This is a genomic window from Pseudomonas sp. GB2N2 (genome assembly GCF_054897705.1).
Genome location: NZ_CM142701.1, coordinates 4,596,628 through 4,611,887, shown reverse-complemented (window position 1 = coordinate 4,611,887; position 15,260 = coordinate 4,596,628). Strand labels below are relative to the sequence as shown.

14 protein-coding genes are annotated in these 15,260 nt (G+C 59.1%); 8 read left to right on the top strand and 6 right to left on the bottom strand.

The window, feature by feature from the left end; translation table 11 throughout:
• Positions 1-13: 13 nt before the first annotated feature.
• Entirely contained in the window at positions 14-1,564 is a 1,551-nt protein-coding gene (gene pdxR, locus ACYZT4_RS21315) for a MocR-like pyridoxine biosynthesis transcription factor PdxR (RefSeq protein WP_461982836.1), read from the bottom strand.
• A gap of 90 nt (positions 1,565-1,654) precedes the next feature.
• On the opposite strand from pdxR, the gene ACYZT4_RS21310 reads away from it, so the two are divergent.
• Genes ACYZT4_RS21310 through ACYZT4_RS21300 form a run of 3 tightly spaced genes read left to right on the top strand, consistent with a single transcriptional unit; the run spans position 1,655 to position 3,423 of the window.
• Entirely contained in the window at positions 1,655-2,278 is a 624-nt protein-coding gene (locus ACYZT4_RS21310) for an FMN-binding negative transcriptional regulator (RefSeq protein ID WP_461982835.1), read from the top strand.
• Positions 2,279-2,287: 9 nt separating this feature from the next.
• The gene (locus tag ACYZT4_RS21305) at positions 2,288-2,734 is read left to right on the top strand and encodes a GNAT family N-acetyltransferase (protein ID WP_461982834.1); all 447 of its coding nucleotides are present in this window, start codon (positions 2,288-2,290) and stop codon (positions 2,732-2,734) included.
• Between the two features lie 17 nt (positions 2,735-2,751).
• On the top strand, positions 2,752-3,423 hold the full coding sequence (locus ACYZT4_RS21300) for a GNAT family N-acetyltransferase (protein WP_461982833.1): 672 nt from the start codon (positions 2,752-2,754) through the stop codon (positions 3,421-3,423).
• Positions 3,424-3,542: 119 nt separating this feature from the next.
• Here the strand turns inward: ACYZT4_RS21300 and ACYZT4_RS21295 are convergent, their stop codons facing one another.
• Positions 3,543-4,442, bottom strand: coding sequence for a homocysteine S-methyltransferase family protein (locus ACYZT4_RS21295; RefSeq protein ID WP_461982832.1), 900 nt, complete (start codon positions 4,440-4,442; stop codon positions 3,543-3,545).
• A gap of 110 nt (positions 4,443-4,552) precedes the next feature.
• Here ACYZT4_RS21295 and ACYZT4_RS21290 point away from each other — a divergent pair, with 110 nt between their 5' ends.
• From ACYZT4_RS21290 to ACYZT4_RS21280, 3 genes are all read left to right on the top strand, one after another.
• Positions 4,553-5,374 (top strand): ABC transporter substrate-binding protein, encoded by an 822-nt coding sequence (locus ACYZT4_RS21290; protein WP_461982831.1) that lies wholly within the window; start codon positions 4,553-4,555, stop codon positions 5,372-5,374.
• Entirely contained in the window at positions 5,371-6,207 is an 837-nt protein-coding gene (locus ACYZT4_RS21285) for an amino acid ABC transporter permease (protein WP_461982830.1), read from the top strand. Before ACYZT4_RS21290 ends, ACYZT4_RS21285 begins: the two co-directional genes overlap by 4 nt.
• Positions 6,208-6,599: 392 nt before the next feature.
• Positions 6,600-8,741, top strand: a complete 2,142-nt coding sequence (locus ACYZT4_RS21280) for an autotransporter outer membrane beta-barrel domain-containing protein (RefSeq protein WP_461982829.1) — start codon at positions 6,600-6,602, stop codon at positions 8,739-8,741.
• 90 nt (positions 8,742-8,831) lie between these two features.
• Here the strand turns inward: ACYZT4_RS21280 and oadA are convergent, their stop codons facing one another.
• A complete protein-coding gene (gene oadA / locus ACYZT4_RS21275; protein WP_461982828.1) occupies positions 8,832-10,640 on the bottom strand; it encodes a sodium-extruding oxaloacetate decarboxylase subunit alpha in 1,809 nt (602 codons plus the stop codon).
• Between the two features lie 98 nt (positions 10,641-10,738).
• Positions 10,739-12,154: an acetyl-CoA carboxylase biotin carboxylase subunit gene (locus ACYZT4_RS21270; RefSeq protein WP_461982827.1), complete on the bottom strand. Its 1,416-nt coding sequence runs from the start codon at positions 12,152-12,154 to the stop codon at positions 10,739-10,741.
• Positions 12,155-12,344: 190 nt separating this feature from the next.
• On the opposite strand from ACYZT4_RS21270, the gene ACYZT4_RS21265 reads away from it, so the two are divergent.
• Positions 12,345-13,307 (top strand): LysR family transcriptional regulator, encoded by a 963-nt coding sequence (locus ACYZT4_RS21265; RefSeq protein WP_461982826.1) that lies wholly within the window; start codon positions 12,345-12,347, stop codon positions 13,305-13,307.
• Here the strand turns inward: ACYZT4_RS21265 and ACYZT4_RS21260 are convergent.
• On the bottom strand, positions 13,249-13,458 hold the full coding sequence (locus ACYZT4_RS21260; RefSeq protein WP_461982825.1) for a PA3496 family putative envelope integrity protein: 210 nt from the start codon (positions 13,456-13,458) through the stop codon (positions 13,249-13,251). The genes ACYZT4_RS21265 and ACYZT4_RS21260 overlap by 59 nt on opposite strands.
• A 226-nt stretch (positions 13,459-13,684) precedes the next feature.
• On the bottom strand, positions 13,685-14,551 hold the full coding sequence (hexR, locus tag ACYZT4_RS21255; protein WP_008027445.1) for a transcriptional regulator HexR: 867 nt from the start codon (positions 14,549-14,551) through the stop codon (positions 13,685-13,687).
• Between the two features lie 351 nt (positions 14,552-14,902).
• Here hexR and ACYZT4_RS21250 point away from each other — a divergent pair, with 351 nt between their 5' ends.
• Positions 14,903-15,217 carry a hypothetical protein gene (locus tag ACYZT4_RS21250; protein WP_461982824.1) on the top strand — a complete coding sequence of 105 codons (315 nt, stop codon included), beginning with the start codon at positions 14,903-14,905 and terminating at the stop codon, positions 15,215-15,217.
• Positions 15,218-15,260 lie beyond the last annotated feature (43 nt).

Sequence of the window (15,260 nt, the reverse complement as noted above, 5' to 3'; positions counted from 1 at the left end):
TCCAGCGAAGCGTTCAAACCCTCCACACTTGCCGCAAGCGTGCCAGAGCCCATTCGATCGCCGGCTCCGGCACCGCGGCAAACCCCATCACCAGACCGGCGCGCTGGTCAATCGGCGTGTGGGAGTCCGGTAACCAGTAGTTACTCAAGCCATTGATTTCCACGCCGACACTTTCTGCTTGCTCGATCAACTGCTGTTCTCGTGAAACGCCGTCCACGGACACCGTCAGGTGCAGCCCGGCAGAGACCGCAGGCAACTCGCCCACACCCGCGACGCTGGCCGGCCAACCGTTCAGCAAACAATTGCGCCGGCTTAACGCGGCCCGGCGCATTCGACGAATGTGCCGCTGGAAATGCCCCGCCGCCATGAACTCGGCCATCACCGCTTGCGTGCTGACTTCCGAATGTCGAACGTCCACCGCCCGACGTTGCGAGAAAGCCTGCACCAGCGCTGGTGGCAACACCAGATAGCCTAGACGCAGCGCCGGAAACGCCACTTTGCCAAAGGTCCCGACGTACAAAACCCGCCCCTGCCGGTCGAGCGCCGCCAAGGGTGCCAACGGTGCGCCGCTGTAGCGGTACTCGCCATCGTAGTCGTCCTCGACGATCCAGCCTTCGGTGCGCTCGGCCCACGCGAGTAATTCAAGGCGTCGGGCCAGGCTCATCACCACTCCGGTCGGGTACTGATGCGACGGCGTGACGTAGGCCAGACGACAATCCCCAAGCCCGGCCAATTCGCCACAGTCGATGCCCTCACTGTCCACCGTCACCCCATGCAGTCGGGCGCCTGCCACGGCGAACGCATGACCGGCGGCCCGATACCCCGGATTCTCGATGGCCACCCCGTCGCCCGGCTCCACCAACAGCTGTGCACAAAGGCTAATCCCCTGCTGTGCGCCACTGGTGATCACTATTTGTTCAGCGGTGCACTGCATGCCTCGCGAGCTGCGCAAATAAGCGGCGATCAGCCCGCGCAGCCGCGCATCGCCCGCCGGATCGCCGTAGCACAACTGCTGCAGATCCGGCTTGCGCCAGAAAGCCGCATTCAGCTTGGCCCAAACCTCGAAAGGAAACAGATCGAAGGCTGGAATGCCAACCCGAAATGCACGCGGCGGGCCACTCGGCGGCAGGGCCAAATGGTTCTTTTCAACGCGCCCCAAGGCGCCGCTGTGGATAACTTTACTGGATGAAACCACAGGCAAATCCAGCCAATTTGTGGATAAGTCTGTGGGTAACCTTGTTGACAACCCTGTGGATACATTTGTGGATAGTTTTTTCGCCGCAACCCTGCTTTGCGGCAATTGCGCGACATAGGTCCCGTCGCCAACCCGCCCTTCGATAAACCCTTCGGCGTACAGCTGATCGTAGGCGCGCACCACGCTGTTGCGGGAAATCGCCAGTGCGGCGGCCAGATCGCGGCTGGCTGGCAAGCGCGTGCCACTCGCCAGTCGTCCATCCAGCACCCGCAACCTCAACGCTTGATAGAGCTGACGACTCAGGCCCTGGCGGCGATCGAGTTCGATGCCGGCGGGATTGAACGAGAGGGAAAGCGGCGCTTCGCTCATGACAATGGACCTATGAAATTGGTCGTTAATGGCTCTTACAACAGACCAATAGCCTGCCTAGGATGGAGGCATTCGCCAAGGAATATTTCCATGTACAACCCCAGCGGCTTTGCCATTACCGATTTGCACGCACTGCAGCGGCAGATACTCGACACACGCCTCGCCATGGTGATCACTCACGGCGAACAAGGCCTGCAAGCCAGTCATTTGCCGCTGTTGCTCGACCCTGACCAGGGACCGAACGGCACGCTCTACGGGCACTTCGCCCGGGCCAATCCGCAGTGGCAAGAATTGCAGAACGGCGCTGAAGCGCTGGTGATCTTTGCCGGTGCCGATGCTTACGTCAGCCCCGGGTTTTATCCGAGCAAAACCGAGCACGGCAAAGTGGTGCCGACCTGGAATTACATCGCGGTGCACGCTTATGGCGCCGCTGAAGTGTTCACCGATGCCGAGCGCCTGCTCAACCTGGTCAGCGCATTGACCGATCGCCATGAAGCCGACCGCGCACAACCGTGGAAGGTCGCCGACGCGCCGGCGGATTACATCGACGGCATGCTCAAGGCTATCGTCGGGTTTGCATTGCCGATCCAGCGTCTGGAAGGTAAACGCAAGCTCAGTCAGAACCGCAGCACTGCAGACATCGCCGGAGTGCGCGCGGGGCTTGCCGCCAGCCTCGATGCGCAAGACCAGGCCCTCGCCCACCTGATGCGTTAAGGAACGAAGATGAGTCAGATTGAAATCCGTCAGGTCACCGCCGACGATCACGCCGCATGGTTGCCGTTGTGGCAGGCCTACCTGCGCTTTTACAAAACCGAATTGCCCGAGGCTGTCACTGACAGCAGCTGGCAGCGCATGCTCGACGCAAACGAACCCACCCACGCCGCGCTGGCCTGGGCCGATGGCAAAGCCGTGGGCATGGTGCATTTCATCTACCATCGCTCGAACTGGGCCATCGAAAATTCCTGCTACTTGCAAGATCTGCTGGTGGTGCCCGAGACCCGGGGCACCGGCGTCGGCCGCAAACTGATCGAGTTCGTCTACGCCACGGCCAAGGCTGACGGTTGCAACAAGGTCCACTGGCTCACTCACGAAACCAACGCCACCGCGATCCAGCTCTACGAGCGCATCGCCGAACGCCCTGGTTACATCCAGTTTCGCAAAGCTATCTAAGGTTCAAGGAGAACGACATGACGACTTCACTCGCAAACTGGAAAGGTGCTCCGCCACCCACGGTTCAAACCCTCGAAGGGCGTTTCATCCGCCTGGAAAAACTCGACCCGGCGCGCCATGGCGACGGCTTGTTCAACGCCCTGCAAGGTCCCGGCGCAGACCCGAAACTCTGGGACTATCTGCCTTACGGTCCCTTCCCGGAGCGCAGCGCGTTCAACGATTGGCTGGACAATCACGCGGCCACCGGCGACCCGTATTTCTTCAGCGTGATCGACCGAGCGAGCGGCGACGTACAGGGAATTCTCAGCTTGATGTCGATCGTTCCGGCACAGGGCCGTATCGAGATCGGCCACGTAACATTCGGCGCGCCGATGCAGCGCTCGCCAAAAAGTACTGAAGCCGTTTATCTGCTGGCCAAGGAATCGTTTGCGCTGGGCTATCGTCGCCTGGAATGGAAATGCAACAACGGCAACGCGCGCTCCAAGTACGCAGCGGAGCGCTTGGGGTTCAGTTTTGAAGGCGTGTTCCGTCAGCACATGGTGGTGAAGGGGCAGAACCGGGATACGGCGTGGTACTCGATTCTGGATTCGGAATGGCCAGCGGTTGGCGCGGGTTTTGAGCGGTGGCTGAGTGATGCGAATCAGACGGAGTCGGGGCAGGTGAAAACCCTGGCTGAGTGCCGCGGGTAAATCAGCGGCGACTGACCGGACGCCATCGCTGGCAAGCCAGCTCCCACAGGGTATTGTGGTAAATCACACTCTCGTGATCGACTCAAAACCTGGGGGAGCTGGCTTGCCAGCGATAGGTTTCACGCCAATTTCTGGGCCAGCACCGCAATGTGCTCCGGCCCGATCCCGCAGCAGCCACCCAAATGGCTGGCGCCACGCTTGCGCCAATCAGCCGCCCACTGCAGATAACCCGGTGGGTCAAGATCTTCGCGCAGCGGGCACAGACCGTCATTGGCCGTCGCCTCTTTCGGTTGTGGCGGAAACGCATTGGCATAGGCGCCAATGTGGATGTTCACGCCCAAACGCTCAAAGGTATCCCGCGCCGCATCAATCGCGGCACCGATCACTTCAGGCTGGCTGCAGTTGAACAGCAACGTCTCGACGCCCAGTTCGGCAGCGACTGCCGCGGCGTCGGCCACCGGTTCGCCGGATCTCAGGCGCGGCACTTCGTCCGTGTCTTCATCCTTCAGCGTAAACGACAGCCAGAACGGCTTGCCGTCCTTCGGGAGACCGGCGTGAATGGCTCGCGCTTCAACGGTCGAACTCTGGGTTTCCGCCAGCCAGAGGTCGACGTGCGGAGCCAGGCCGTTTACCAGCGCCGCCAACAGTTCCGGCGCACGCGCCGCGTCGAACAGATCCGGACGATACGACCCGAACAACGGCGGCAGTGAACCGGCCACGCGTACCGATTTCCCCGACGCCTCCACCGCACGCCGCGCCAGTTCACCGGCCAGCCCTGCGAGGGCCTGACCTTCGGCGGCAAAACGCGCCTCGCCAATGTGAAACGGCACCACCGCGTAACTGTTGCTGGTGATCACGTTCGCGCCGCTTTCGATGTAAGCCGCGTGCACCGCTTCCACATCCTGCGGCGCTTCGCTCAACGCCAGCGCAGACCACTCGGGTTGCCTGAACGGCGCACCGCGGCGCTGCAATTCGCGGCCCATGCCGCCATCCAGAATCACTGTGCTTTCTTCGCTCATATGCTTTTCACTCATATGCTTATGAAAATAACTCACTATCAGAGCCGTTCTTATAACTATTTAATACACTCCATTCGGCTAATCACAACCCCTTTATCAGGAATCCATCTGTGAAATTTCAACCGCTATTGGCCTTGGGCCTGACGATTCTGGGCGCCTCCACCCACGCCTTTGCGGGTGCCACGCTGGACCGCATCGAGCAGAAAAAAGAACTGGTGGGCGTGCTGATGGAAAGCTATCCACCCTTCTCGTTCCTCAACGACAAGAACCAGCTCGATGGTTTTGATGTGGATGTGGCCAAAGCCGTGGCGGACAAACTCGGGGTCAAGCTGCGCCTCGAAACACCGTCCTGGGACGTGATTGCCGCCGGCCGCTGGAGCGGGCGCTACGACATCTGCATCTGCTCCATGACCCCGAGCAAGGCCCGCGCTGAAGTCTTCGATTTTCCGGTCGAGTACTACGCCTCGCCAGCGGTGATCGTGGTCAACGCCAAGGACAACAGCATCCACAACGCCAAAGACCTGAGCGGCAAGAAAGTCGGCCTCACCAGTGCCTCCAGTTACGAAAGCTACCTCAACAAAAACTTGGTGATCGAAGGTGCCGAAGACACGCAATTGCAGTATCCGTTTGAAGACGTGCAGATCGCGCCGTATGACACCGACAACGTCGCGTTCCAGGACTTGGGACTGGGCGCGGGCGTTCGACTGGATGCCGTTCTCACCAACCTGGTGACCGCGCAACCGCGACTCACCGAAGACAAACGCTTCAAGCTCGCCGGAGAACCGCTGTACTCGGAGCCGAATTCGGTCGCCATCGAAAAAGGCGATGCACAGTGGGACGCCAAAGTACGTGACGTATTCGCTCAGCTGAAACACGACGGCACTCTGAGCAAGCTTTCACAAAAATGGATTGGCGCCGACATCAGCAAATGACTTCCTTTCCCCAGTCTCCCCAGCCGCCGCAACCGGTGGCTGAGTCCCGGCTGCAACGGATCTTCGGTTTCCGCACGCGGCTATACCTGACCTGGGCGGCGATGCTGGTTTTGTTCGCCAGTTTCTTCCTGAGCTTCGACCTGAAGTTCTCGATCATCCTCGACAAACTGCCCAACCTCGTCGGCCTGCACCTGGCGCCTAACGGCTTCCTGCAAGGCGCGGCACTCACGCTGTTTTTGTGCCTGTGCTCGATCGTCGCCTCGTCACTGCTGGGTTTCATCACCGCCATTGCGCGGCTGTCGAAGAGCGCCGTGGCCTTCGGTATTGCCAGTTTCTACGCCTCATTTTTTCGCGGCACACCGTTGTTGATCCAGATCCTGCTGATCTACCTCGGCCTGCCGCAACTGGGCATCGTCCCCGGCGCTGTCGCCGCCGGCATCATTGCCCTGTCGCTGAACTACGGTGCGTACCTCAGCGAAATTTTCCGCGCCGGCATCCTCGGCGTTCCCCACGGCCAACGCGAAGCATCCCTGGCGCTGGGCATGCGCGACACCGTGATCTTCTGGCGCGTCACCCTGCCCCAAGCCATGCGCACCATCATCCCGCCCACCACCAACCAATTCATCTCGATGCTCAAGGACTCGTCCCTGATCTCGGTGATGGGCGTATGGGAAGTGATGTTTCTCGCACAATCGTATGGCCGTTCGAGCTATCGCTACATCGAAATGCTGACGACCGCAGCGCTGATTTACTGGGTGATGTCGATCGGTCTGGAGCTGATCCAGGCGCGGATGGAGCGCCATTATGGGAAAGCGTATGTGAGTCGGGCGTAGGGAAGGATGGGGGCGTCAAAACCTTCGGTTCAGCTGATATCCCGGCGAATCCGCACCACCCCCATTTTCGCCTATGCCTAATACGCACTAAATTACATTTTTAGTGATTTTAATCTGCACTGACCGCAATAAATTGCATCCAGGCATTGACCTACTTTGGGTTGATTGGGCAGTGACAAATGAGCTTTGATTGTGTGAAAAGTGCTCGCTTGCGCACGGGTTGTAGGCAGAAGTCGCGTTAAGGCATCGGCAGAAATCATCGCTATGTTGCCGCCAGGGTTTTTTCCGCAAAACGATTCGACCGTTACCACGCAGCGCGTCGAACCCGGCTGACATCCGCAAAATCGAGCATCTTTTAGAGTTTGGCCTCCTGTCAAAAGAGGCCGAACTCGATGCCCGTTCAACATACCTACCGACTGAAACACCTCACCTTGGCGATAGCGCTTGCCATAGGCTGCGCTGAGATCTCACTGGCTGAAACACTTGCTGATGCTTCGCCAACCGATCTCATCACCCGACTCGATGCATTCATCAGCCGCGACGACATCCACCGAACTTCCATCAATAAAGCAGGCGACTGGAACGCCTTGGCGCTGGACGAGCGCGATGATCTGGTTTCAGTGGTGAATAAAGGGTTGTCCAAAAAAACGGTGGCGGGTGGCGCAGGCACGAACGTCTTGCAACTTAACGGCGCTGGCGTGGGTTCTTTCGCAGACACCGGTAATTTCCACATGCTGGAGGTTAAAAAGGGCCGTTGGACCGCCGCCGGTGAAGGCGATTTTGAAGACGGTGTGGTGGTGCGCTCCGGTGCGACGCTTATCAACGATGGACACATCAAAGGCGGGGCGGTCACGCAAGGTAGTTTGATAAACAGCGGCGCAATGGACGGCCATGTCTTCGTGGATCAGACGGGCACTTTTAGCGGCCGGGGAACGGTCGGTTCGCTGGACGTGCACGGCCAGCTCGTCGTTAATCGATCGGCGGGGGCGCCAACGGTAAAGGGCGATATGCACCTTTCCAGCACTGCCGTTCTGGCTTACGAGGTTAACCCTGATGGCCGTGGCGAGACGATCAACGTCGATGGCTCTGCGAACCTTGGCCAGGCGACCCTGAACATCGTCGCGGCAGGTGAGTTCCCGCAGACCAGCCGGTACACCGTCATTGAAGCAAAAAAAATCGAGGGCGAATTCAGCAAGATTCTTCACGATCTGGCCTTCATGGACGCCACTGCGCAATACAACAATGAGAGCGTGGACCTGATCTACGCGCGTAATGACGTTCCCGTCGAGAACCTCGCCACTTCCGGGAACGCGGCGGAATTTGGCAAAAGCATCACAGAGCCGGAGATACTTCCCCCTGTTCAAATACCGCCTGTTACAACGGCTGCGATGCCCGCACCCACTGCGCCACCCGCCACCGCTGGCGTAGCCGCACCGGCAGCACAACCAACCACGACCGCAAGCCCGGCTGCCACGGTTCAAAAAACCGCCACCACCACCAACGTGGCCGTCACCGCCCTGCTCGCCTCTAACAAGGCAACCGCCTCAATGGCCCTCGAACAACTGGCCGGTTCCAGCAACGCCAACCTCGCCAAAGCGACGTTGAGCAGCGTCGACCCGGTCACTGGCAGCCTGCTCTCGGCCATGCGCCAACTGGACAGCGCCCACGGTTCCAACCCTCTGCGCAACGCGCCACGTCTGGCGGCCGGCAACAAAGACAACGGCAGAATCTGGGTACAAGCACTTGGCCACGGAGGCAAACTGGATCGCGACGTCGAGCCTTTGCAACACTCAACCAAAGGCCTGTTGATTGGCGCGGATTGGAGTATCGACGAGGAGTGGCGCCTGGGCGTCATGGGCGGCAAATCCCGCACTGGGCTGGACAGTCGCGAACTCGACGGTGGTCTCGACAGCTGGCACCTGGGCGCCTACGCGCTGCGTCAAAGTGGCCCGATAGCGCTTCGACTCGGCGCAACTTACAGCAACCATAACGGCCATACCGCACGCCAGGTAGCTTTCACCGGGTTCCGCGATCGTCCGGAAGGTCGCTATGACGCCAGCACTCAGCAAGCCTTTGGTGAAATCGGCTACAACCTGGGGAGCGCCAACATCAGCATCGAGCCGTTTGCCAGCCTTGGCATTCAACGCTATCAGCGCGATGCCTACACCGAAAAAGGTGGGGCGGCGTCGCTCAAGGTCAATGAGCAGGCGAAAACCAACATGAACAGCACGCTGGGACTGCGTATGGCGAAGGTCGATACCCTGAGTAATGGCATGCGACTCATGCCTCGATTCAGCGCGGGCTGGAAACACACGTACGGTGACGTGTTTACCAAAACCAGCCAGCGTTTGGTCACTGGCGGCCGCGACTACACGGTGTACGGTGTAGAACTGGATCGCAACAGCCTGCTGGTGGATGCCGGCCTGGATTTAGGCGTCTCGATACACCACAGCGTAGGCGTTGGTCTCACCAGCGAGATCGGCAGTGACAGCCGCAACCACGGCCTGATGGGGCAGTGGCGGATGGCGTTTTAACCCGCCACATGTGTCCGCAGGAAAACCGGGCGAAAAAAAGGGGAGCACATGCCCCCCCGAGGTTTAAAGCGGTGTATCGAGGCTGTTAACTCAGCCTTCGATCTCGATCAGGATTTCGCCCGGATTCACGCGGTCGCCCTTGGCGACGTGGATCGCGGTGATCTTGCCGGCGATGGCGGCCTGGACTTCGGTTTCCATCTTCATGGCTTCAGTAATCAGCACCGCCTGACCGGCTTTCACCAGGTCGCCTTCCTTGACCAGCACGTCGACAATGTTGCCCGGCATGGTGGTGCTGACGTGGCCCGGGGCAGTGGCTTGTTTGCGTTTGCTGCTGCCGCCGCTGACGAATTCGTTGAGCGGTTCGAACACCACTTCTTCCGGCATGCCGTCGATGGACAGGTAGAAGTGGCGCTTGCCTTCAGCCTTGACGCCGACACCGGTGATGTCGACGCGGTAGGTTTCGCCGTGGACATCGATGACGAACTCGGTCGGCACGCCTTCGCCACCGGCAGCGGCGACGCCGCCTGCTTCAGGAATCGGCAGCAACACTTCCGGAGTGAGGGTGCCGGCAGCACGCTCTTCGAGGAATTTGCGACCGATGTCCGGGAACATCGCATAGGTCAGCACGTCTTCTTCCGACTTGGCCACGGCACCGATTTCGGCACGCAACTTGGTCATTTCCGGCTTGAGCAAATCGGCTGGACGGACGTCGATCACTTCTTCGCTGCCGATTGCCTGACGACGCAGCTGTTCGTTCACGGTGCCCGGCGCTTTGCCGTAGCCGCCTTGCAGGTAGAGCTTCACTTCGTTGGTGATGGTCTTGTAGCGCTCGCCGGCCAGCACGTTGAAGAATGCCTGGGTGCCGACGATTTGCGAGGTCGGCGTCACCAGCGGCGGGAAACCGAGGTCTTCGCGAACACGCGGGATTTCGGCCAGCACTTCGGCCATGCGGTTCAGCGCGCCCTGCTCTTTCAACTGGTTGGCCAGGTTGGAGATCATGCCGCCCGGCACCTGGTTGACTTGTACGCGGGTGTCGACGGCGGTGAATTCACTTTCGAACTGGTGGTACTTCTTGCGCACGGCGTAGAAGTACAGGCCGATCTCTTGCAGCAGTTCCAGGTTCAGGCCGGTGTCGAACTCGCTGCCTTTAAGCGCGGCAACCATCGACTCGGTGCCTGGGTGGCTGGTGCCCGAGGCGAAGCTGGAGATCGCGGTGTCGATGTGATCGGCGCCGTTTTCGATGGCCTTGAGCTGGCACATCGTCGCCATGCCAGCGGTATCGTGGGAGTGGATGAACACCGGCAGCGACTGCTCGGATTTCAACGCCTTGACCAGTTCGCCGGTAGCGTACGGGGTCAGCAGGCCAGCCATGTCCTTGATCGCCACCGAGTCGCACCCCATGGCTTCCATTTGCCTGGCTTGCGCCACGAACGCATCAATGGTGTGCACCGGGCTGGTGGTGTAGGCGATGGTGCCTTGGGCGTGCTTGCCCGCAGCTTTCACCGCTTCGATGGCCACGCGCAGGTTACGCACATCGTTCATGGCGTCGAAGATGCGGAACACGTCGATGCCGTTGACCGCAGCCTTGGCGACGAACGCCCGGACAACGTCGTCGCTGTAATGGCGGTAGCCCAACAGGTTCTGGCCACGCAGTAGCATTTGCAGGCGCGTATTAGGCAGCGCCGCACGCAGTTGGCGCAGACGCTCCCATGGGTCTTCTTTCAGAAAACGGACGCAGGCGTCGAAGGTCGCGCCGCCCCAGCATTCGAGCGACCAGTAGCCAACTTTGTCGAGCTTGTCGCAGATCGGCAGCATGTCTTCGGTGCGCATGCGGGTGGCGAGCAGCGATTGGTGAGCGTCGCGCAGGATTGTGTCGGTAACGAAGATTTTCTTGGACATTAGTATCTCCTCATAGCGGCAAGCTTCAAGCTACAAGCTTCAAGAAAAAGCACAGTGGCTTTTACTTGCAGCTTGCAGCTGACAGCTCGCAGCTGCATTTATAGGCCTGCGTGGGCGGCAATGGCGGCGGCGATGGCCAGGGCCAGCTCTTCGGGTTTGCGCTTGATCGAGTAGTTGGTCAGTTCAGGGTGTGCTTCTACGAAGCTGGTATTGAACTGGCCGCTGCGGAATTCCGGGTTACGCAGGATTTCCTGGTAGTACGCGGCAGTGGTCTTGACCCCTTGCAGACGCATGTCGTCCAGTGCGCGCAAGCCACGGTCCATTGCCTCTTCCCAGGTCAGCGCCCACACCACCAGTTTCAGACACATGGAGTCGTAGTACGGCGGAATGGTGTAGCCGGTATAGATCGCGGTGTCGGTACGCACGCCGGGACCACCGGGTGCGTAGTAACGGGTGATCTTGCCGAAGCTCGGCAGGAAGTTGTTTTTCGGGTCTTCGGCGTTGATCCGGAATTGCAGCGCGAAACCGCGGTGCTGGATGTCTTCCTGCTTCACCGAAAGTGGCAGACCGGACGCAATGCGGATCTGCTCACGCACGATGTCGATGCCGGTGATTTCTTCGGTGATGGTGTGTTCCACCTGCACGCGAGTGTTCATCTCCATGAAGTACACCTCGCCCTCGGCGAGCAGGAACTCCACGGTGCCGGCGTTCTCGTAACCCACCGCCTTGGCCGCACGAACCGACAGGTCACCGATATAGGCGCGCTGTTCCGGGGTCAGTTGCGGGCTCGGGGCGATCTCGATGAGCTTCTGGTTACGGCGCTGGATCGAGCAATCGCGCTCGAACAGATGCACCACATTGCCGAAGCTGTCGCCGAGGATCTGCGCTTCGATGTGTTTTGGATTGACGATACATTTTTCGAGGAACACTTCCGCCGAACCGAACGCTTTGGTGGCTTCGGAGATCACGCGCGGGAAAGCCTGTTCGAGTTCTTCGCGGCTGTTGCAGCGGCGGATACCGCGACCGCCACCACCGGAGGTGGCCTTGAGCATCACCGGGTAACCAATGCGCTCGCCTTCGGTCAGCGCTTCGGCGATGTCCGCAACGTTGCCTTCGGTGCCCGGAGTGACCGGTACGCCGGCCTTGATCATGCTGCGGCGCGCTTCAGTCTTGTCGCCCATGCGGCGAATGACTTCAGCCGACGGGCCAATGAATTTGATTCCGCGTTCTGCGCAGATATCCGCCAGCTCAGCGTTTTCCGAGAGGAAACCGTAGCCAGGGTGCAAGGCATCGCAACCGGTTTCCACGGCCAGGTTCACCAGCTTGCGCGGGTTGAGATACCCGGCCAGCGGGTCGGCACCGATGCTGTGGGCTTCGTCCGCACGCTTGACGTGCAAGGCGTGACGGTCGGCGTCGGAATAGACCGCAACCGAACGTATGCCCATCTCGGCGCAAGCGCGCACGATTCGTACGGCAATCTCACCACGGTTGGCGATCAGGATTTTTGTTATCACTTGGAGTTTCCCTTGAGCCGGTGGTACCCACGACCCGCTAGACCAGGTCGACGCGTGACCAAATGTTTCAATTTGGTCGCAGGCCCACACTAGTCCCCGCAAGGAATAAACAAAAATGATTAATTATTGGGTCAGGCATAAGTAAAGACTTATAGTTGAATCATCAACCCAGGGCGAGAGTGCTTGAGTAATGCGTAAGTCATTGATGCGTATGACATTGCGTCAATTACAGATTTTTAACGAGGTCTGTGATTTACGTTCTTACAGCCGCGCTGCGGAAGAAATGTCGCTCACACAACCTGCCGTGAGCCTGCAGATTCGTCAGCTTGAAGAGCTGATTGGGCAGCCATTGTTCGATTACGTCGGCAAAAAACTCTACATGACCGAAGCGGCTGAAGCGCTTCAGCGTGCCAGCCGGGATATTTTCGGCCGCCTGGAGAATCTCGACATGCAGCTGTCGGACATGCAGGGATCATTGCAGGGCCAGCTGAAACTGGCGGTGGAATCGAGCGCCAAGTATTTCGTCCCGCACCTGTTTGCCGCGTTCAAGCGCCAGCATCCAGAAGTGAATTTGCAACTGACCGTGGTTAACCGCGGCCAAGTGATCAGGCGTCTGTCCGACAACCGCGATGACTTGGTGATCATGTCCATGGTGCCGCAGGACATGGGGCTGGAGTTTCTGCCGTTCCTCAACAACCCGATCGTCGCCGTCGCGCCGCCGGACCATCCGCTGTGCCACATGGGCCCGTTGCGCTTGCAGGACCTTGAACCTTATACCCTGCTGCTGCGCGAACCCGGTTCGGGAACACGAATGGCCTGCGAAGAGTATTTCAAAGAGAAGCGCGTGCACTTCAACCAGACCCAGGAAGTTGCTTCGGCCGAGGCCCAGCGCGAGTGTGTGCTGGCGGGCCTGGGCGTCGCGCTGTTGACGCGCCACGCCCTGAACCTTGAATTGGCGACCGGTGGATTGATCGAACTACCGGTCGAAGAGCTGCCGCTGTTTCGCAGCTGGTGCCTGGTGCAGGCCAAGGCCAAGCGGCTGTCGCCGGTGGCCCACGCATTCCTTGCGTTTATCCGCAGCGAACGGGTGCAGATCAGCGCCCTGGTTGAGCGTTTCGACGGGAAGTTGCGGGAGCTGCCTGCCAGTAGTTGAGTTCCAGCTCCGGAAAATCGCCGATTTCGGCCAACAGCTGGCGGCGCTCGCAGCGGTCTTCGATGGCGCGGCGAAACTCCATGCGGCGCTGGTCTTCTTGCTGACGACGGGTTTTCAGGGCGCTGTTGCGTTCTTCGTAGGGCTGGGCCATTTCGAGTCTCCCAAGGCGATTGCGGGAGTTACAGGATGGGCGCGCGGGATGACGGTTTGGCGGCTTGCGCGTTACAAGCAGATGAAGGTTGGAGTTTTCAAGAATGCTTTCGCGAGCAGGCTCACTCCTACATGGATCGACTGTGTTGCACAAAATGTGTGAACACCACAAACCCTGCTCGCGATTAAGGTCGGAACGACCTTACGACGACGTCAGTCGTCAGTCGTCAGTCGTCCAGCGCTTTTACCGATTTGGGCGACAACCGCAAACTGCGCAGGCTGCGTTTGACGCTCTTCAGATGGTTCACCAGGCTGGGCCCGCGCGCCATAGCCACGCCCATCGCCAACACGTCGATCACCACCAGGTGGGCGATGCGGGAAGTCAGCGGCGTATAGATTTCAGTGTCTTCATGCACATCGATCGCAAGGTTGACGGTCGACAGTTCCGCCAGCGGTGTCTGGCTCGGGCACAACGTAATCAGCGACGCCCCGCTCTCGCGCACCAGATTGGCGGTGATCAATAAATCCTTGGAACGCCCGGACTGGGAAATGCAGATCGCCACATCGGTCGGTTTCAATGTCACCGCCGACATCGCCTGCATGTGCGGGTCGGAATACGCCGCAGCCGTCAGCAATAGACGAAAGAACTTGTGTTGAGCATCCGCCGCCACAGCGCCCGAGGCGCCAAAGCCGTAGAACTCGACACGCTGAGCCTGAGACATCAGCGACACCGCGCGCTGCAACTCCACCGGATCGAGCTTCTCGCGAACCTCCATCAATGTGTGCAGGGTGGTGTCGAAAATTTTCAGGCTGTAGTCCGCGACCGAATCGTCTTCATGGATTGCAAACTGACCGAAACTCGCGCCGGCCGCCAGGCTCTGTGCCAGCTTCAGTTTCAGATCCTGGAACCCGGAACAACCAATGGCGCGACAGAAGCGCACGATGGTCGGCTCGCTGATGCCGACGCTGTGGGCCAGGTCGGCCATGGAACTGTGCATCACCGCCGCCGGGTCAAGCAGCACGTGGTCGGCGACCTTGAGCTCCGACTTGCGTAAGAGGTGGCGTGACTGGGCGATGTGTTGCAGCAGATTCAAGGGGCTGGACTCTTTGTTATTGGCAGGCGCCGGGGATGTAGCGAGCTTGTAGTTATACTACATGAATCGGCTTTTTGCCTGCTCAATGCGTAACCGATTCCCTCGATTTCAGGCGTGCGCGGTTCATGTAGCGCCGAATGTCAGAGCAGGCGCCTCGGTCTGGCCCATGCCCGAGGACACGAGGACTTTCGTCTACTATCAAAAGTCACGACCCTTAGTTATTCATCAACTAACACCCCCTAAACATCCGAACTTACAATTGCAACTTACTTTAATCTTCCCCAGCCAAGTTTGGTTAGATACATTGCTCGGGCAGGACGCAATCAAACTTAACTAAAGGAATTAAATACTGTGAGCATTAAAACCAAAGACTGGACCGCACAAATTGACCGTATGCCAGGCGCACAATCTTTCCGCACCTTTGGCATCGTAACCGTTGCAAACACGGGCATTACGCCAATACTGGTGAGGACTGCCCTGCAGGACAAATCGTTCGATCTGCGCCTGGAATTGAAACTTGAAAACTCCGGCGAAGTCTCGCTGCAAGTTGAAACTGACAAATGTGTCGAATACAAAGTACCGGGTGATTCCAACGTTACCGGCGTCAGTATTTTCTATAAAGACAAACTGGTGCACCATATTGATGATGTCCTGATTACTGACTAACAAGTAATCAATTAACAGGAGTTACCCGTCAGGCGATCCACGC